The organism is Haloarcula regularis (genome assembly GCF_029338315.1).
Lineage (GTDB): Archaea > Halobacteriota > Halobacteria > Halobacteriales > Haloarculaceae > Haloarcula > Haloarcula regularis.
In genome coordinates, this window is sequence record NZ_CP119794.1 from 2,665,632 (window position 1) to 2,684,429 (window position 18,798).

General features: G+C 63.4%; 12 protein-coding genes and 4 pseudogenes. 10 read left to right on the forward strand and 6 right to left on the reverse strand.

Annotation, left to right across the window (positions count from 1 at the left end; all coding sequences use genetic code 11):
- Positions 1-16: 16 nt before the first annotated feature.
- From P1N55_RS14365 to P1N55_RS14405, 9 genes and pseudogenes are all read left to right on the forward strand, one after another.
- Entirely contained in the window at positions 17-736 is a 720-nt protein-coding gene (locus P1N55_RS14365; protein WP_276276220.1) for a HoxN/HupN/NixA family nickel/cobalt transporter, read from the forward strand.
- Between the two features lie 372 nt (positions 737-1,108).
- The gene (locus P1N55_RS14370) at positions 1,109-2,395 is read left to right on the forward strand and encodes an urea ABC transporter substrate-binding protein (RefSeq protein ID WP_276276221.1); all 1,287 of its coding nucleotides are present in this window, start codon (positions 1,109-1,111) and stop codon (positions 2,393-2,395) included.
- 1 nt (position 2,396) lies between these two features.
- On the forward strand, positions 2,397-3,278 hold the full coding sequence (gene urtB, locus P1N55_RS14375) for an urea ABC transporter, permease protein UrtB (RefSeq protein WP_276276222.1): 882 nt from the start codon (positions 2,397-2,399) through the stop codon (positions 3,276-3,278).
- A pseudogene (locus P1N55_RS14380) lies at positions 3,278-4,370 on the forward strand (ABC transporter permease subunit). Before urtB ends, P1N55_RS14380 begins: the two are co-directional and overlap by 1 nt.
- Positions 4,367-5,168: pseudogene (locus P1N55_RS14385) on the forward strand (ABC transporter ATP-binding protein). Before P1N55_RS14380 ends, P1N55_RS14385 begins: the two co-directional pseudogenes overlap by 4 nt.
- A 1-nt stretch (position 5,169) precedes the next feature.
- Entirely contained in the window at positions 5,170-5,865 is a 696-nt protein-coding gene (locus P1N55_RS14390; RefSeq protein WP_276276224.1) for an ABC transporter ATP-binding protein, read from the forward strand.
- 6 nt (positions 5,866-5,871) lie between these two features.
- Positions 5,872-7,374: an amidase gene (locus P1N55_RS14395; RefSeq protein ID WP_276276225.1), complete on the forward strand. Its 1,503-nt coding sequence runs from the start codon at positions 5,872-5,874 to the stop codon at positions 7,372-7,374.
- A complete protein-coding gene (gene atzF / locus P1N55_RS14400; RefSeq protein ID WP_276276226.1) occupies positions 7,371-8,747 on the forward strand; it encodes an allophanate hydrolase in 1,377 nt (458 codons plus the stop codon). Before P1N55_RS14395 ends, atzF begins: the two co-directional genes overlap by 4 nt.
- A 247-nt stretch (positions 8,748-8,994) precedes the next feature.
- Positions 8,995-10,319, forward strand: a pseudogene (locus tag P1N55_RS14405) (urea ABC transporter substrate-binding protein).
- A 150-nt stretch (positions 10,320-10,469) separates the two neighbouring features.
- Here the strand turns inward: P1N55_RS14405 and P1N55_RS14410 are convergent.
- The 4 genes from P1N55_RS14410 to P1N55_RS14425 all read right to left on the reverse strand — a co-directional run bounded on the left by P1N55_RS14410 (position 10,470) and on the right by P1N55_RS14425 (position 15,189).
- Positions 10,470-11,849, reverse strand: a complete 1,380-nt coding sequence (locus P1N55_RS14410; protein WP_276276227.1) for a dihydroorotase — start codon at positions 11,847-11,849, stop codon at positions 10,470-10,472.
- Positions 11,850-12,019: 170 nt separating this feature from the next.
- Positions 12,020-12,868 (reverse strand): cysteine hydrolase family protein, encoded by an 849-nt coding sequence (locus tag P1N55_RS14415; protein ID WP_276276228.1) that lies wholly within the window; start codon positions 12,866-12,868, stop codon positions 12,020-12,022.
- 138 nt (positions 12,869-13,006) lie between these two features.
- A complete protein-coding gene (locus tag P1N55_RS14420; protein WP_276276229.1) occupies positions 13,007-14,461 on the reverse strand; it encodes an amidase in 1,455 nt (484 codons plus the stop codon).
- Between the two features lie 350 nt (positions 14,462-14,811).
- Positions 14,812-15,189 (reverse strand): group I truncated hemoglobin, encoded by a 378-nt coding sequence (locus P1N55_RS14425; RefSeq protein ID WP_346430038.1) that lies wholly within the window; start codon positions 15,187-15,189, stop codon positions 14,812-14,814.
- Between the two features lie 550 nt (positions 15,190-15,739).
- Here P1N55_RS14425 and P1N55_RS14430 point away from each other — a divergent pair.
- A pseudogene (locus P1N55_RS14430) lies at positions 15,740-16,483 on the forward strand (mandelate racemase/muconate lactonizing enzyme family protein); the annotation flags it as partial.
- Positions 16,484-16,790: 307 nt separating this feature from the next.
- Here the strand turns inward: P1N55_RS14430 and P1N55_RS14435 are convergent.
- Both P1N55_RS14435 and P1N55_RS14440 read right to left on the reverse strand, forming a co-directional pair.
- Complete coding sequence (locus P1N55_RS14435) at positions 16,791-17,552, reverse strand: IclR family transcriptional regulator (protein WP_276276230.1); 762 nt, start codon at positions 17,550-17,552, stop codon at positions 16,791-16,793.
- Between the two features lie 141 nt (positions 17,553-17,693).
- Positions 17,694-18,767, reverse strand: coding sequence for a DUF4432 family protein (locus P1N55_RS14440; protein ID WP_276276231.1), 1,074 nt, complete (start codon positions 18,765-18,767; stop codon positions 17,694-17,696).
- Positions 18,768-18,798: the final 31 nt, after the last annotated feature.

Sequence of the window (18,798 nt, forward strand, 5' to 3'; positions counted from 1 at the left end):
ACGAGGGTACGATCGGATGACGTCCACTGAAGTGGCCGCACTCGCGACCGCCGCGGTTCTCGGAATCACACACGCGATCGAACCGGACCACGTGGCCGGTATCTCCTCGCTGACCAGCCAGTACGCCGATTCTCGCCTGTCCGCGCTCGCGGGCGCGTGCTTCAGCCTCGGCCACGTCGCGCTCGTGGTCGCGTGGCTCGGCGTCGCGTACCTCCTTCTCGGACAGACCACCTTCCCGCCGATCTTCGACGCCGTCGGGACGGTCGGCGTGGGTATCGTGCTGGGGCTGCTCGGCGCTGTGATGGCCGTCACGGGTATCCGGCGGACGATTCGGACGACCGAACACGACCACGGTTCCGTGACACACAGCCACCCGCACGTCCACCTCCCGCTGCCCGGGTTCGACGGCCACGACCACGGTCACGACACCGTCTCGTATCTCAAGACCGGTCTCGTCGGCGCGCTGTTCACGCTCTCGCCGCCGGTGTCGATGATCGTCTTCTCTTCGACCCTGCTTCCCGACTACGGGTCGACCGTCGTCGCGCTCGCCGTCGTCACCTACGGCGTCACCATCACGGCCACGATGAGTCTCCTCGGTGCCGGCGCGGGCACGCTGTTCGGCCTCACCCAGTCGCGGAGCGCGACGTTCCACGGAGCCGCCCAGACCGTCGCAGGCGTCGCGATAGCGGCGCTCGCCGCGACACTGCTGTTCGATTCCGTTCCGATGCTGTTGTAGTGCTCCGATCGCTTCTCTGTCGAATCGTCGTCGAATCGTTCGGTCATCGTCACCTCGCCGGCAGCGCCCGGAATAGGAGAATATCGCCGCTACTCCGCTCCGCAAGCAGAAATTCCGGACATATTCACAACTCTCGGGTGTTTCTTCACTGATGTGTGGGTTTCTGGGCGGGTCCTAACATATCCTTAAACACAACCACGGCTATGAAGGTGAACATAATATTCGACTCGCAAGCCTTAATTACATCCCCCTAAACGCCACGTGTGTGAACGAATTCATGGACGGACGTATCGCAGAATCCTCTCGTGGTGTTGAATCGTGCAGTAATTTCCGAGAACTAGTTGACAACTCGACGTCCTCGGAGGTCGAGGTATGAGCGACCGACTCGTCAGCCGCCGTGGGTTCCTCTCGTCGTCGGCCGTCCTGGCCGGGACGGCACTCGCCGGGTGTTCCGGTGGCTCCGCGTCGAGCGACGACACTATCAAGATCGGCGTCCTCGAGGACCGGTCGGGTAACTTCGCCCTGGTCGGCGACCCCAAGCACAAGGCGTCGATGCTGGCCATCGAGGAGATCAACAACAACGGCGGCATCGACGGCAAGCAGATCGAGACGTTCTCGCCGGACCCGCAGTCCGACAACCAGCGCTATCAGGAACTGGCTTCCCGGGCGATTCGTGAGGAGGAGGTCGACGCCCTGTGGGCGGGCTACTCTTCGGCCACCCGCGAGGCAATCCGGCCGACCATCGACCGTAACGAACAGCTGTACTTCTATACGACCCAGTACGAGGGCGGCGTCTGTGACAAGTACACCTTCGCAGTCGGGCCGACGGCCCGCCAGCAACTCGGCATCGTCCTCCCCTACCTGCGCGAGGAGTTCGGCCCGGACATCTACACCATCGCGGCCGACTACAACTTCGGCCAGCTGAGTGCCGATTGGGTCAAGGTTTTGGCAAACGAGAACGATGCCAACGTCCTCGGCGAGGAGTTCATCCCGCTCTCGGAGACGGACTTCAGTTCGACGATCAACAACATCCAGGAAGCCGATCCGGACTTCGTGATGTCGATGCTCGTGGGTGCGAACCACACCTCCTTCTACGAGCAGAAGGCCTCCGCGGGGCTCGAGGTACCGATCGGGACCTCGACGGCGATGGCACAGGGCTACGAACACCGGCGGATCGACCCCCCAGCGATGGCGAACATCTACGCCGGGGTCAACTACATGGAGGAGGTGCCGACCGACAGCAACACCCAGGACGGTGGGTTCGTCGACCGGTACTTCGAGAAGTATCCCGATGCTCCATACCTCAACGAGGAGGCCGAGACCAACTACTTCTCGACGTATATGTACAAGGAGGCCGTCGAGCAGGCCGGCACCGTCGAACAGCCGGAGGTCATCGACGCCTTGGAGTCGGGTATCTCGCTGGGGTCCGAGCGCGCGCCGGAGGCCCCCGAGGGCGAGACCATCGAACTAGACGGGGCGACCCATCACGTCGATCACCACATGTGGGTAATGCGTGCCGACGACCAGCACAACGTCGAGGCAGTCGAGAACCGCAAGATCCCCGAACAGTTCCTCTCGGAGACGGTTGGCTGTGACCTCCGTGAGGAAGTCGAGACCACGCAGTACACGCCGGTCGACTACTTCGAGGAGGCCCAATAGCATGGTCAATGGAATAAACCTGTTCTTCCAGTTCCTCGACAGCTTCGGGTTCATCGTGCTGGCTGCCATCGGTCTGGCAGTCATCTTCGGCATGATGGGCGTCATCAACCTCGCACACGGAGAGCTGATAATGATCGGTGCGTACGGGACCACCCTCGTGGCTAACGCCGGCGCGCCACTCGTACTCGCGATGGCCGCTGGGGTCCTCGCAGCCGCAGTTGCCGGACTGATAATCGAACGAACCATCGTTAAACGCCTTTACCATCGACCACTCGACTCGATGGTCGCGACGTGGGCGCTCGGCCTGGCACTCACACAGGTCGTCCGTATCATCTTCGGGAATTCGCTGTCCGGTATCGGGCTCCCGTTCGGGGCGATACGGTTCGGCGCGTTCTCCTACTCGATGTACCGGACGGTGCTGTCGGTCGTCGCGCTTGCCCTCCTCGTCGGTGCGTACCTCGTGTTCACTCGCACCGAGTTCGGTATCAGGGCCCGTGCGACCATCCAGGACGCCGACACCGCACGTGCGATGGGTGTCGACACCGACCGCATGTACACGTCGACGTTCGTCATCGGGTGTGCGCTGGCCGGGCTCACCGGAGCGCTGTACGCGCCGGCTCTGTCTATCGTCCCGGGGATGGGGTCGACGTTCCTCGTCGAGGCGTTCGTCGCCGTCGTCACCGGCGGCACCTCCGTCCTGCTCGGGACGACCCTGGCGGCGGGTGTTCTGGGTTCTGCCGACGCCCTGTTCACGAACCTGTATGGAACCTTCATCGGACAGGTCGCGATGCTTATCCTCGCCATCCTCATCCTCCGGTTCCTCCCGACCGGCCTCTCCGGCGCACTGGAGGACCTCCGCGAACGGATTGGAGGTGAAAACTGATGGGCGAGAGCAGACTCCTCGGCCGGTTCGAGGGCCCCAACACCATCGGGAACTCACGGGGCTTCTGGATCGGGTTCGCGGTCGCGCTCGTCGGTGCGTTCGTGTACCCGCTGTTGGTCGGTGGGTACCAGGCCGGTAACACGGCCCTGTTTCTGCTGTATGCAATCCTCGGGCTATCGCTGTCAGTGGTGTGGGGCTACACCGGCGTGTTGAGTTTCGGTCAGGTGGTATTTCGGGTTCGCCGGCTACACGTTCGGCATCGTGAGTCTGAACCTCGGGAGCACGCTCGGAATCACCGTCGCAATCCCGGTCGCGGTCGCCGTCGCCACGGTGGTCGCGTTCGTCCTCGGCTACTTCATGTTCTACGGCCGGGTCACCGGCGTCTTCGTGGCGATCATCACGCTCGTCACGACCGTCGTTATGCAGACGTTCATGGCCCAGACCGCTGGCTCCGAATGGGCGATTGGCGACGTCAAGCTCGGGGGGTTCAACGGGATGCCGGGAATCCCCAACGTCGCCCTCGGCGTCGAGGGCGTGTCGATTTCTTTTAGAGGCATGACATTTTACTGGCTCGTGCTCGTCCTGCTCGTGGTCACCTACCTGGGCGCACGGGCGCTAGTAAACGGCCGATTCGGGTACGCGATGGTCGGCGTCCGCGAGGACGAAGACCGCATCGAGATGCTCGGGTACGACGTCCGGCGCGTCAAACTCACCGTGTTCACGCTCGGCGGCGCGATATCGGGGCTATCGGGTGTGCTCTATGCCTCGTGGGGGAACTACATCGATCCGTCGGTGTTCACGCTGACGTTCGCGACGCTGCCCGTGATCTGGGTGACCGTCGGCGGTCGCGAGTCGCTGCTGGGCGCCGTACTCGCAACGGTCGCACTCGAGTGGTTCCGTCAGCAACTCTCTATCACCGGGAGCGAGTTCGCCCTCGTCGTCGTCGGCTTGCTCTTACTGTTTATCGTGCTCGTGGTTCCGGACGGCATCGTCCCGTACGTCCACGAGAAGGGTCTCGGGGCCTACCGGAAGTACACTGGTACGGACGACGACCGACCTGCCGGCACTCCGCAGGAGGAGATCGCAGAATGACACCAGATTCCGAACCGAAAGAGCAGTCCGGAGCCGTCGCGGGACCGAACGTTCGACAGACCCCGGCCGGTGATGCGACCGGCGTGGACACGGAGACGCTCCTGCAGACCCAGGGGCTTACCAAACGCTTCGGTGGCCTCACCGCCATCGACAGCGTCGACTTCGCAATCGAGGAGGGAGAACTCCGGTGTCTCATTGGCCCCAACGGGGCCGGGAAGTCGACCCTGCTGAAGCTCATCACCGGTCGTCACGAGGCGACCGAGGGGAAAATCTACTACGACGGGGCCGACGTGACCGACCTCAGCCCTCACGAACGGGTGCGGCGAGGCATCGGTATCAAGTTCCAGTCGCCGGCAGTCTTCGACTCGCTCACTGCCGCCGAGAACATTCGCATGGCGATTCAGCGTACCGAAGACGGCGATTTCTCCGAAAGCATCCGCTCGACACTCGAACGCGTCGGCTTACCCGAAAGGTGACGTCCAGGCGTCGTCGCTCTCCCACGGCCAGCAGCAACGTCTCGAGATCGGGATGACCATCGCGCTCTCCCCCTCGCTGCTGTTGCTGGACGAACCCGTCGCGGGCCTCTCGATGGAGGAGCGCGAAGCGATCGCGGACCTCGTCCGGACGCTCAACGACGACGGCCTCACCCTCATCGTCATCGAACACGATATCGACTTCGTCGACCGTATCGCCGACCAGGTCACGGTGCTGAACCAGGGTGAGATATTCCAGGAGGGGAGTATCGAGGAGATCCGATCGGACGAAGCAGTCCGTCGAATTTACCTGGGGGACGCCTGAGATGCTCACCTGCACCGACCTCACCGTCGGCTACGGGTCCACCCCCATCCTTCGGGATATCGACTTACACGTCGACGAGGGCGAAGTGGTCGGCGTTATCGGGAAAAATGGCGTCGGGAAGACGACACTGATGAAATCCCTCGTCGGGCTCCTCGACCCTACCGACGGCTCCATCGAGTACGACGGGACCGACATCACGGACCTGCCGACAGACGAGCGTGCCAAGGCCGGTATCGGGTACATCCCCCAGAGCCGGGACGTCTTCCCGGACCTGACGGTCAGACAGAACCTCCTCGTCGGCGAGACGGTCAACGAGGACGTCGAGGAGCTGCTGTACGATACTGTCTACGAGTACTTCCCGATTCTCGAAGAACGTGCAGATCAGGCCGCCGGTTCGATGAGTGGCGGCGAACAGCAGATGCTCGCCATCGGACGTGCACTGGTCGGCAATCCGGACCTCCTCCTCCTCGACGAGCCAAGCGAGGGGATTCAGCCGTCGATCGTTCAGCAGATTCAGCGTGACATCCCCGAGATCAGCGACGACCTCGGCATGACTGTCCTCTTCGTCGAACAGAACCTCGGCGTCATCCAGGCGATGTCCGAACGGTGTTACGCGATCGAGCGCGGGACCATCGTCGACGAACTCGGGTCCAGTGACCTGACCGACGACACGCTCGCCCAGTTCCTGGCCGTCTAACTCACCATGACACTATCCTTCGATCCGTACGAGACGACTGTTGCAGCGATTCACGAGGCCATGCGGGACGGCGATGTCACGAGCCGCGAACTCGTCGATTGGTACCTCGACCGCATCGACGCCTACGACCGCGACGGGCCGGCACTCAACAGTGTCGTCACGGTCAACGACGCCGCCAGAGCCCGCGCAGCGGAGCTCGACGAGGCGCTCGACGATTCCGGGCTCGTCGGTCCGCTCCACGGAATCCCCGTGCTCGTCAAAGACCAGGCAGAGACCGCGGGCATACGGACGACGTTCGGGTCTGCGGTGTTCGACGACTACGTTCCCGAGACAGACGCGACGGTGGTGACACGGCTCAAGGACGCGGGCGCCATCGTGCTGGCGAAGACGAACCTCTGTGACTGGGCCGCGTCGTGGTTCGGCTACTCGTCGGCTACGGGCCGCACAAAGAACCCCTACGCACTCGACCGAGACCCCGGTGGCTCCAGCGCGGGCACGGGTGCCGGGGTCGCGGCCAACCTCGGCGTCGTCGGTATCGGTGAGGACACCGGGGGGTCGATCCGTCTGCCCGCCGGCTACTGCAACCTCTTCGGGATGCGCGTCACGACCGGACTCGTGAGTCGGACCGGCTTCGCCCCGCTCGTGAGTCGCCAGGACACGCCGGGTCCGATGACTCGCACTGCGGCGGACCTCGCTCGCCTGCTGGATACCATCGTCGGCTACGACGAGGCTGACGTCTGGACCGGAGCGAACGCCGGCGTCGCGGACCAATCGTTCACCGACGCTCTCGATTCCGACGCACTCGACGGCGCGCGAATCGGCGTGCTTCGCCAGGCGTTCGGGGACGAGCGCAATCCCGAGTCGGCCCCGGTGACTGCCGTCGTCGAGGACGCGCTGTCGACGCTTGCGGACGCGGGCGCGACGCTCGTGGACCCCGTCTCCATCCCGGACCTCGACGAGCAGCTGGACGAGACGTCCCTCTACGTCCTGCAGAGCAAACACGATCTCAACGAGTTCCTCGGCGGGCGCGAGAACGCTCCGGCGGACTCGGTCGCGGACATCGAGGCGGCCGGTGGCTGTCACGAACTCGTCGCGGACCTGTTCACGGCGATGCTCGACGGTCCGGCTGACCCGGCCGACGTCCCCGAGTATTGGGAAGGCGTCGGGGCACAGGGGAAACTACAGCGGGACATCATGCAGGTTCACGCCGAACACGACCTCGACGCCATCGTGTTCCCCGACGCGCCGGTGTTGCCCCCGACCGAACGGCACCTCCGGGACGGGACGTACTCGACCATGGAGTTCCCGACGAACACCGTCATCGCCTCGCAGTCCGGTTGCCCGGCCGTCTCGGTTCCCGGAGGGCTCACCGACGACGGAATTCCGGTCGGCCTCGAGTTGGTGGGGGTGCCCTATGACGATCACGCCCTGGTCGCGCTGGCCGGTGCCTACGACCAGGTCGCTGACACTCGCGAGCCACCGTCGACTGCACCGGCCGGCGACGGATGACGGACGTCCCGGCGACCTTCGACCTCGAGACTCTCCAGTGGGCCTATCGTGAGCGAGATATCACGCCGCGTGCGGTCGTCGAGACGGCGCTTTCCCGCGCAGAGAGTGACGAATCGCGAAACGTCTGGATAGACCGATACGACGAACGGGCTCGCCGGCGCGCCGCCGATCTCGCCTCGGTGGACCCGGCCGAGTATCCGCTCTACGGTGTCCCGTTCGCGGTCAAGGACAACATCGACGTGGCCGGCCGACCGACGACTGCCGCCTGCCCGGCCTACGAGTACGTCCCCGAGGACAGCGCGACCGTCGTCGAACGGCTGGCCGACGCCGGTGCGGTACTGCTCGGCAAGACGAACATGGACCAGTTCGCCACCGGTCTGGTCGGGACTCGGAGTCCGTACGGGATCTGCCGGAACGCACACGACCGCTCGCTCATCTCCGGCGGGTCCAGCTCCGGATCGGGCGTCGCCGTCGCCCGCGGTCAGGTTTCGTTTGCACTCGGTACCGACACGGCCGGGTCAGGGCGGGTCCCGGCGGCACTGAACGGTGTCGTCGGCTACAAGCCGACGCGCGGACTCGTGAGCACCGATGGCGTCGTCCCCGCCTGCCGGACGCTCGACTGCGTGTCGGTCTTCGCGACGACCGTCGCGGATGCCGCTCGGGTCGGCGACCTGCTCGTCGGCTACGACGACGCGGACCCGTACTCGCGGCCCGAGGCCGACGGCCTTTCAGTCACCGGAACCGCCCGCGACACGCCGACCATCGGTGTGTTCGAGCGCACCGAACACTTCGGCGACGACGCGGCCAGAACACTGTTCGAGAAAGCCGTCCGCGGGGTCGAGGACGCCGGTGCCACGGTCGTCACCGTCCCCGAAGCGCCGTTCAGGGAGGCCGCGGAACTGCTGTACGGCGGTCCCTGGGTCGCCGAACGGTTCTCCGCCGTCGGTGACTTCCTCGAGGACCACCCGGACGAGGCCCTCGATGTCACGCGTGACATCATCACCGAGGGCGCGGACTACTCCGCCGTCGACTCCTTCGAGGCCATGTACGCGCTTCAGGAACGCCGACGACGGGTGCAGGCGGTATTCGAGGACGTCGATTTCCTGCTGACGCCCACGACCGGTACCACCTACACCGTCGATGCCGTGAGAGAGGCTCCAAAGGAGACGAACGCGACCCTCGGGCACTACACTGATTACGTCAACCTGCTCGACCTGTGTGCGGTTGCCGTCCCGGGCGGGACTCGACCCGACGGTGCCCACCTCGGGGTGACGCTTGTCGGCCCCGCCGACCACGACGCCTCGACCCTCTCGGTCGCCGACCGCCTGGTTCCCGAAGACTGCCGGTCGGTTCCAACCAGAACTGACGAATGAGAACTGCCCGATACCCTGTGGCTGGTCGTCATGTTCACCGGGCCAGCTGCCCGCCGATTCGCTCGGCATCGAATATTAGGTGTATTAGGACAAAACTCTTGCTTTAATACTATACATATGTTTAACAAAATCTTTAATATGTGCTTGCTATTAGCATCAAATGAGTATATGAGTGGAAGCATATCGAGAAAGTATCGCAAATATTGTTTGAACGTCAACCACATCTCCGCGCGGGCGGTGGTCGCCGATGACTGATGGCAAGCGCACTGACGGCGGGCTATCCCGGCGTGGATATCTCCGTACCAGCGGCGCCGCACTCGCCGCAATGACCTCGCTGGCGGGCTGCTCGGAGGGGAGCAGCAGCGGCGGCGACGGCGGCGACGGCGGCGGGGACGGCGGCTCGACCGGTTCGAGTGGGTCCGATGACGACCCCATCACGGTCGGTGTCGTCGACGCACAGTCCGGCAACGCGGCACTGACGGGCACGCCGAAAGTCCTGGCCAGCGAACTCGCCGTCTCGGAGATAAACGACGACGGCGGCATCCTGGGCCGTGAGGTCGAGCTACTCACCCCGATCCCGAATCCGACATCAACACCTTCCAGCAGCACGTCCGCCGACTGATAAACGAAGACGACGCCGACGCCATCTGGTGTGGGATTCGCAGTTCCGTCCGGGAGGCCGTCCGTCCGATAATGGACCAGAACGAGCAGCTGTACTTCTATACGACCCAGTACGAGGGCGGCGTCTGTGACAAGTACACCTTCCCGATGGGGGCGACGGCGCGCCAGCAGCTCCGACCGGTCATGGAGCTTATGACCGACAAGTTCGGCACGGACATCTACACCATCGCGGCCGACTACAACTTCGGCCAGCTGAGCGCCGACTGGGTCGAAATCCTCGCCGACGACATGGGTGCAAACGTGATCGGAGAGGAGTTCGTCCCGCTCTCACAGAGCCAGTTCAGTTCCTCGATCAACAACATCCAGGAGGCTGATCCGGACTTCGTGATGTCGATTCTCGTGGGCGCGAACCACGCTTCCTTCTACGAGGAGCGGGCCGCGGCCGGCCTCGATGTCCCCATGGGTACCTCGACCGTCATGGCGCTGCCCTTCGAGCATCTCCGTCTCGACCCGCCGGCCCTGCAAGACGTCTACGTCGGGGCCAACTACATGCAGGAGTTCGATACCGAGCGAAACAACGACTTCGTCGATCGGTTCTACGAGATGCATCCGGACGCCCAGTACCTCAACCAGAGCGCCCACAACAACTACTTCTCGATGCATCTGTACAAGAATGCCGTCGAGGAGGCCGGCACGACCAACCAGGACGAGGTCATCGCGACCCTGGAGAGCGGCATGGATATCGCCGCTCCCGAGGGTGACATCTCCCTGCACGGGCCGACCCATCACATGTCACACCACATGCGGATCGCCCGCGCGGACGAGAATCACAACATCGAGGTTCTCAACGGCGAGGAGGGAGAGCTCATCGAACCCTCGTTCCTGCAAGAGGTCGGCTGTGACCTGACTGAGACCGTCGAGACGACGCAGTACACGCCGGCGGATCTGTAACACGAGCCGTTTTCCAGCACACCGGCGACCGAAGTCACGGAAATTGGCCGCCGGCTTTCTGACGTTCTGCCGAAGTAACGTGGGGACGCTATTCGCTCGTGGGCTACCGATTCCCCACTACGACGAGCGCCAGACCGTCCTACCTACGGCCTACTGTTCCCAGTCCGGGATCTCGCGGTGAACGAACTCGCCGTGTCCCGACTCGCCGACGACGTCTCCATCGTCGGCGAGTAGTTCACCCCGGACGAACGTCTTCGCGATGCGGCCGACCTCTCGGCCTTCGTATACCGAGAAGTCAGCCATCGACTCGTTGTCCGCCGGCGTAATCGGTGCCGTGTCGTCGGGGTCGAACACGACGACGTCGGCGTCTGTCCCCGGATCGAGGGTTCCCTTGTCCGGCATCCCGAAGATTCGAGCGGGGTTCGACGCGAGTTTCGCGACCACGAACGACGGCGAGAATCCGCGCTCTTCGACGGCCTCGTCGTAAAATACCGGCAGACTCCGCTGGAGTGAGTTCATCCCGAAGGTTCCCTCCCACCAGGGCTCGACCTGCTTCTGGTCGCGGGTGTAGCCACAGTGATCCGTGGACACGACATCGAGTGTCCCCCGGTCGAGATGCTCGAACATCGCGTCGTTGTCGTCGGGTTTCCGAAGCGGCGGCGCGGCCATCGGTAGCAATCCGACCTCCGAAAACAGCGAGTCGTCGGCGACCGTGTACTGGGTACAGGTCTCGGCGCGGACTCGGTCGTGATAGTCGTCGCGGTGGTCTTCGATGACGTCTGCGGCCTTCCGACATGTCGTGTGGATGCCGTAGTAGCGACAGCCGGCTTCCATCGCCATCGTGAGTGCGTCGTCCGCTGCCATCGCCTCCGCGTAGTCAGGACGGGACATGGGGTAGTACTCCGGTTCGCCGTTCCCCTCTCGTTTGAACGCCTCGGTGATGACTTCACACACCGACGAGTCCTCCGTGTGGAGGACGGCCACGAGGTCGTGACCGGCCGCCTCCTGGAGCACCTCGTTGATGAACCCGTTCGGGAGTCCGTGCTCGTAGGCGGTGAACATCTTGATCGAGGTCACCCCTGCCTCGATGATCTCCGGTAGCTCGTCGAACACCGCCGGGTCTTCCCGCGTGATGGCCCCGTGGAGGCTGTAGTCTATCAGGGAGCCCTCGGCCTTCTCCTGCTTGCGCTCGATCCCCTCGAGGAGCGAACTCTCCTCCTCGAAGATGCTCGACTCGCTCACCCACGCCTGCCAGGCGAAGTCGATGAACGTCGTCGTCCCGCCCAGGGCCGCCGCTCGCGATGCGGTGTCGTAGGTATCGTTGCTGAACATGTCGTCCAGATGGACGTGGACGTCTACCGCACCCGGCATGACGAGTTTCCCCGTCGCGTCGACTGTTCGCCTGGCATCGGGGAGCTCCGATCGTGCCCCCACCGCCACGATCGTCTCGTCGTCGATGGCGATGCTTGCGTCGTACGTTCCGTCCGGTTGCACCAGCGTCCCGCCGGCGATTATGGTGTCTACTGCCACACGTTAGACACGGGATATTATTATAAAACGACTTTTGATTACGCAAATAATGGGGTAATGGGCAAGATATCGGAAGGAAATACGATTCTGGTCCAGATTTCTGTTGATATGTGGTGATGTGGTCTCCCGAGCTGAGCGGGACCGGCTTCGGGCGGCCGGACGTCGACGCGTCAGTCGCCCCCCTTCGATTCGACTGCGTCGATGAACCGTTCGGAGTCTGAGACCCATCCGAAGACCCCGCCCTGCATCTTGATCTGTTTGATTGCGGCGTCACGGTTGTCCACGTCGGTCGCACCGGTCGCGTCCTTCAGCAGGATACACCAGTAGCCCCGGTCGTTGGCCTCTCGCATAATCGTGTGGACACAGACGTCCGTCGTTATCCCCGCGATGACGAGATACGAGACGCCCTGACGGTTCAGAATCATCTCGATGTTCGTGTTCCCGAACGCACCCTTCGTCGGCTTGTCCACGACTGGCTCGCCCGGTTCCGGTGCCAGCTCGTCGATGATGTCCCAGTTCGCGTTCCCGCGGGTGAGAAGTGGCCCTAATCCACCCGGCGGTGTCTCTCCGATTCCGACACCGTCACCTGCGGCCTTGCTTCGGACCAGCTTGTTGAACGGCGCGTCCGCGAGGTCTGGTTTGTGTCCCTCTCGTGTGTGGACGACGTCGACGTCGGTTCCTCGAACCGTCTCGAGCACGTCGGCGATGGGCTCGACGGCCCGGCGAGTCAGCGACAGGTCGTATCCCATCGCGTCCACGTATCCGTCGGCTCCACAGAAGTCGGTCTGCATATCGATCGAGAGGAACGCGGTCCGGCCCGAGTCGAGTTCCACGTAAGCTGTGTCGCCGAAGTCGGGGCAGTCCTCGACCTCGACTTCGAACAGATCTCCCTTGGGCGGCCCGTAGAGCCACTCGGGATACCTGAAAACGTCGGTCTCTTGAAACTCCTCGTACGTCTCTTCGACGCGCTCTAGATACGCTTCCCGTCCGTGTGTAGAAATGAACTCACTTTTACTCATAGGCCGGTTATTGTGGGAGTCATTCAACTCTATCGTATTAATATTGTCTTATCGTACAGAAATTGCGCAGATATGTGTGGGGGAACACAACGTCGCTTGTCCCGGGGTCCGGTCCCACCCCACCGGCACGTCGCGGCGTCAATGTCGCTCGTCATAGGCGTCGTACCACGGTTCGATGCGCTCGAACGCTCCGCTGGCCGCCAGCACTCGCTCGTCGGCGAACCGCGGCCCGACGACCTGCATCCCGACCGGGAGCCCCTCCCGGGTGACTCCTGCCGGGACCGAGGCCGCCGGGTGGCCGGTCAGGTTGAACAACCACGTCAAGGTCCACTCGAGTATCGGGTCGACGGGTTCACCCTCTATCTCCTCGGGCCCCCACTTCCCGTGCTCGAACGGTGGCACGGCCATCGTCGGCAGCAGCAGCAGGTCGTACTCAGCGAACAGCGACTGGAACGCCTCGAAGACCTCCGTCCGAACGACGTCCGACCGTCGGTACTCGACGGCACCGAGTTCCTTCGCCGCCTCGGCATCGGCGACGTTGTGGTCGTCCAACTCCTTGCGGTGGTCGCCCAACAGGTCTGTTCCATCTTCTCTCATGTTCTCCAGCGCCTCGGCGAGTACGACCGAGAACCCCGTCTTCCAGCAATGATACATCGCCTTCCGGGACCGGGGCATCTCGGGTTCGACCTCGACGAACGTCGCCGGTCCAGACTTGAACGCGTCGACCGCCTTGTGGAACCGGCGGCGGACACGCTCGTCGACCGGGAACGTCCCGCCGAGGTCCACCGAGTAGGCGATGGTCAGGTCCGAGATGGGGCGACGAGTCGCCGCCACGAAGTCGGTTTCGCCCGTTTCCACGGCGAACGGGTCTGACGGGTGGCTCCCCGACAGCACGTCCAGGACCGTTGCGGCACCCTCGACGGTCCGTGTCAGTGCACCGCGCCCGCGCATCGGTGTGTGATGTGTGAATCCGTCGGGGCGGAGCGGAATCGGTACCCGTCCGAACGACGGCTTCATCCCGAAGACACCACACGCGCTCGCCGGGATACGGAGTGAGCCACCGCCGTCGGTACCGAGTCCGATGGGTGCCAGCCCGTCACCGGCGGCTGCGGCGCTTCCCCCCGAGGAACCACCGGCCGTCCGGGTCGGGTCGAACGGCGTTCCGGTGGCTCCAAACAGGTCGTTGTCGGTGACTCCCTTCGTCGCGAACTCCGGAGTGTTCGTCTTCCCGATGACGATGGCGCCGGCCTCTCGTAACTGCCGCACCGTCAGGTCGTCCTCCTCGGCGACGTTTCCGGAGAGCGGAACACTCCCGTTGGTAAATGGCTTGCCGGCGACTGCATAGTTGTCCTTCACTGCCACGGGTAGGCCGTGAAGCTGACCGAGTTCCTCGCCCTTCCGGCGTGCGTTGTCCGCCTTCCGGGCGGCCGCCAGCGCGTCCTCGCCATACACCTTGACGAAGGCGTTCGTTCGTTCATTTCTGGCTTCGATACGCCCGAGATGCGCCTCGACGACGTCTACCGCAGAGACGGTACCCCGACGGACCTGCACGGCAAGTTCAGGAACCGACTGAAAACAGATTGCGTTTGTCACACCTTCTCGTGCAAACCCGCGCGTCGTCAACATTGTGTCACGCGCAACTCTTTCCTCACTCCCACCCGGTCACGTGCGCAGTCGCGGCGGGCGACTTCGAGCCGAACGACCAGTGAGCCACGGTCCTCGACGAACCCAGCGAGGGCGTTCAGCCATCCATCCTGTTCGTCGCCCAACACTCGGGGTGACCCGTGAGATGGCCGACGGTTGGGACACGATAGACTGGGGTGAAGCCCACGACGCTCGACGACGAGGACGTCATCGCCGAGTATCTGGCCGTCTGACCTCGGATTCGGTCCGCTGTCGGCCTCGTCCAGCCGCGTCCCCACCGGGCTGAAAGCGGGCCTTCGTCAGTCTTCGTCCGGACTCGCCAGCAGGTCCTCCTCGTAGGCCGCGACCGCATCCACGACGGCGGCCGCGTCGTCGTCCGGGACGTCGAACGCGTCGAGACTCGCCTGGAGCAACTCGACGGCGCGCTGGATGTGGGCGGGCGTGAACGGGACGTGGAGGTGGGCCTCCCGGACCGGCGTCGCGTCGTAGGTCTCCGGCCCGCCGGCGGCCTCACAGAGGAAGTCAGTCTGGGTCCGCCGCAACAGCTCCATGTCCGCGCTCTCGAAGAACGGTCCGAGGTCGTCGTCTTCGACCAGTCTGTCGTAGAAGTCGTCGACGACCGCTCGGATGCCCTCGCGTTCCCCAACCGCTCGTACAGCGTCTGCTCGCTCATAGATTCCGAACGGCCGTTTCGACTAATATTGTTTTCGACGTGGACGGGAGCAATCCGTTTTCGACCCGCCACGAATCGCGTCTCACGGGCGGACGCCTCCGCAGTGCCGTGGTCGTGGGCAGTGTCGAATCCTGCCGACTGGCGCCGGTCTTGACCGATCGACGGACGTCCGAATCAGCGCGCCCAGCTCTATCTCTTCGATTCGAGGTCTATATCTGGTCCTATGAGTTCAGAAATAATCATTTTCGGCCACCGTATACGCAAATTACGGGAATAGGTTCGAATATTTGTTGTTTAATGTCGGAAAATGGCCATAAATTTTTATATGGTTCGTATATGGCGGGATAGTACTATTCGGGTTTCACCTCTCCCGACGCTGTGCATCCGTGGGTGCCCGGATAACTGTGTGGCCGCTCGCAACTCGTGTTCTGATCTCGAATTCGGTGTCTCTGTGGATCTTCCGGAATCTGGCGTCGGGGACTGTGGGCGGACGTATCGGTACAATTTCGACACGTAATTCGGAATATCAGTATGTATTCGGCGAGTCTATCCGTCGAATTCACTCAGACACACGTATCGAGGCTGTAGCCGACCTCGTCGACCAGCTCGGCTACGACGCGCTGAAGTTCGACCACGACGTTCCCTCGGGGCACGAACGCGACCGTGCGAACCGTTACCTCGGGACGCCAGAAATCAACCACAAGGAGGAGATCGTCCGCAAGGTCACCGAACGCGGGCAGGTCGCGTTCGACTGCCACTGGGCCTTCAGCGCCGGCGCGGCCCGTCGACTGTCACAGGCGCTCGAACCGTACGACGTCTGGTGGCTCGAAGACCTCATCCCACCGGAGAACCACGACGTCCAGCGCGAGGTCACACAAGGTACCTCGACGCCGATCGCCACCGGCGAGAACGTCTACCGCACCCACGGACAACGTCGGCTTCTCGAGGAGCAGGCGGTGGATATCGTCACACCCGACGTCCCCAAGGTCGGCGGCATGCGCGAGTCGATGATGATCGCGACCCTGGCAGACATCTACTACGTCCCGGTGGCGAAGCACAACGTCTCCTCGCCGATCGGGACGATGGCCTCGGCCCACGTCGGCGCTGCCATCTCGAACGCGCTCGCGCTCGAGTACCACAGTCACGAACTGGGCTGGTGGGAGGACCTGGTCGAGGAGGACGGCCTCATCCAGGACGGCCGGATGGCAGTCCGGGAGCAACCCGGTCTCGGTCTCTCCCTCGATCTCGACGCCGTGGAGCGGCACCTCGCGGAGGGCCAGGAGCTGTTCGACGAAGCGTACCGAGAGCGCTGTTCGACCGGACCCCAGCGATTCCACTGCCGCATCTACGGTGGCTGGGGAGCGGATTGCCGTCGATCATGGCCCGACATCTCACCCGGATGCCGTCGTGCCCGCCCGCTCGGTTTCGGCATGTTCGAAAACGATTCGCTGAAACTCGACTCCGGAACCCCGTGACAATTGGTACCAGGAACCTTCCGCCCCGTGTGTAACTAACGTACGCCTGTTATAATCGTCTCGCAGGACCCGGTGCCGACCTCGTCCCCTCACGAGCCGATTCGACATGTGGGAAAACCAATCCAGCCTATCACGAGAGCTGCAGGTCGAGCTCGAACTCGTTCGCGATGCCGCGCAGTCGCTTCGGTATCTCCGTCTCGAACTGTTCCCCGATCATCTGCTTGGCTGGGCCGTTCGCGCTGAGCGCACCGAATACCTGCCTGTCGGAATCCAGGACCGGGGCGCTCACGGCTTTGACACCCTCGACAGACTCCTCGCGATTGAACGCGACCTCCTGTTCTCTGACCCGCTGCAGCTCCGCATCCAGCTCCGCGCGGTCAGTTATCGTCGATTCGGTCATCCGGGGGAGCCCACGACGGTCGACGATCTCGTCGATCTTCTTCTCCGGTAAATTGGCGAGAATTGCCTTTCCGGCCGCTGTCGCGTGCAGGTACGTCCGCTTTCCCGTCATCTCGTGTTTCCAGACGCTCAGGTCGCCAGCGTTGCGGGAGATGTACACGCACCACCCGTGCTCTTCGACAGCAAAGATAGAGCGGGCGTCCAGCTCCTCTGCGACCTTCGCCGTGTACTTGTCTGCCCGCCTGAAGTGTTCCTCGCTGTTTTCGATCATTTTGCCCAGTTTGAGGAACTTGAGGCCGATCCGGTACTCCTCGCCGTCTCTGACCACGAACTCCGCTTCGTGGAGCGTCGAGAGGTGCCCGTGAATCGTGCTCGGCGGCTTGTCGAGCTCGGTTGCGATTCTGGTCACCCCTGCCCCCTCGAGCTCGGCGAGCAACTCGATTATCTCGAGCGAGAGTTTCGTCGTCGAGAGCGTTCGGGATTTTCTGTCCATATCTAGCGGTCGGTCCGGCTCGACTTAACTTTCCGCATATTCGAAAACAGGGGGTAGCCGGTCGACGGTGCTTGCCCTGTCGGGATCTACGCGACCACCAACCGATACGAGGGGCTCCCCTGCTGTCGAAGAACCGAAATCTCAGCGCCCGTCGACCGACGTATCGGAGACGTCGGTCACTGCTTCGTGCCCACCGAACGTATGCGCGACGAAGGAAGCGGACACTGTCTCGCCGGGTCCGAGCGTGTCCATCGTTCCGTTGGCTCGTTGTGCGTCCGGCAGGTCCCCGCTCGGGTAGGCCGTCGTCGGCTCTAGGCCGACGTTGTAGTTTCGCTTGAAGTACGGTGATTCGTGAAACCCACCGAGCGGTTGCCAGTACCAGATACATTCGAACGGGTCGACCGGGAACGACAGCGCGAATCCGAGGTCTATCTCGGGGTTCGTCAGCGCGTACCACCCCGCCTCGAGGTCCGTCGCGTAACACTGGTCGTGAATGCCCGATTCGGGGGCCGGTATCTCGCGGAGATCGGTCCGCCCACCGCTCCGGGTCGGCGCATCGGGCCACTGGAACGTCGCGTCGGGTTGTAGCCTGCCGTTGGCGAACGCCGGACTCTCGGACTGGGTGACGCCGCGCTCGGCCGGGATGTCTAACCTGGCAGCCGGTCCGAGCAACGGCTGTGCGAGCGTGACGTGTTGCTGCCAGATGTACTCTAACTCCACGCCACCGCGGTTGGTTATCGATTCCGCTATCTCCAGCCGGGACGCACCTCGCGGGAGCCGTAACTGACGTGTACATTCGAACGGGTACCTGACGAGCTCGGTGGTGAGTTCCAGGGCCACCGCCTCGTCCGAGTTCTCGACCACCCGGGCGTTCCACGGGATGAGCGCACTCTCGCCGTGCAGGCCGTACTCGCTCCCCTCGATTTTGCGGCCGAAGCCGGCGATGGGGAGGTTCATCTGCCACCCGCCCGGGTAGTGGTCGAGCCACGAGGCGGTCGAGGCCGCCGGGAGCGAACCGTTCGAAGGCGGTTGCCAGTTGTGATCGGCATGCCAGAGGACGTCGGTATCTGTCCGTTTGTCTCTGAATTCGATGATGTCGCCTCCCTTCCCGGGCAACACCTGGATACGGAGCGCCTCGTTCTCGAGGAACGCGGTGTCGATGCCGCGGAAACTGTAGTCTGTCGAAATCCGTGGGAGATCCCAGCTATCGACCATGTGGGGTGATAGCGTGGCTGGCGTTTAATAC

Excerpts from the sequence above, each read along its gene's own strand:
- P1N55_RS14440 (WP_276276231.1), bottom strand. The coding sequence starts at position 18,767 with ATGGTCGATAGCTGGGATCTCCCACGGATTTCGACAGACTACAGTTTC.
- P1N55_RS14415 (WP_276276228.1), bottom strand. The coding sequence starts at position 12,868 with ATGAGTAAAAGTGAGTTCATTTCTACACACGGACGGGAAGCGTATCTA.
- P1N55_RS14390 (WP_276276224.1), top strand. The coding sequence starts at position 5,170 with ATGCTCACCTGCACCGACCTCACCGTCGGCTACGGGTCCACCCCCATC.
- urtB (WP_276276222.1), top strand. The coding sequence starts at position 2,397 with ATGGTCAATGGAATAAACCTGTTCTTCCAGTTCCTCGACAGCTTCGGG.
- P1N55_RS14365 (WP_276276220.1), top strand. The coding sequence starts at position 17 with ATGACGTCCACTGAAGTGGCCGCACTCGCGACCGCCGCGGTTCTCGGA.
- P1N55_RS14435 (WP_276276230.1), bottom strand. The coding sequence starts at position 17,552 with ATGGACAGAAAATCCCGAACGCTCTCGACGACGAAACTCTCGCTCGAG.
- P1N55_RS14395 (WP_276276225.1), top strand. The coding sequence starts at position 5,872 with ATGACACTATCCTTCGATCCGTACGAGACGACTGTTGCAGCGATTCAC.
- atzF (WP_276276226.1), top strand. The coding sequence starts at position 7,371 with ATGACGGACGTCCCGGCGACCTTCGACCTCGAGACTCTCCAGTGGGCC.
- P1N55_RS14370 (WP_276276221.1), top strand. The coding sequence starts at position 1,109 with ATGAGCGACCGACTCGTCAGCCGCCGTGGGTTCCTCTCGTCGTCGGCC.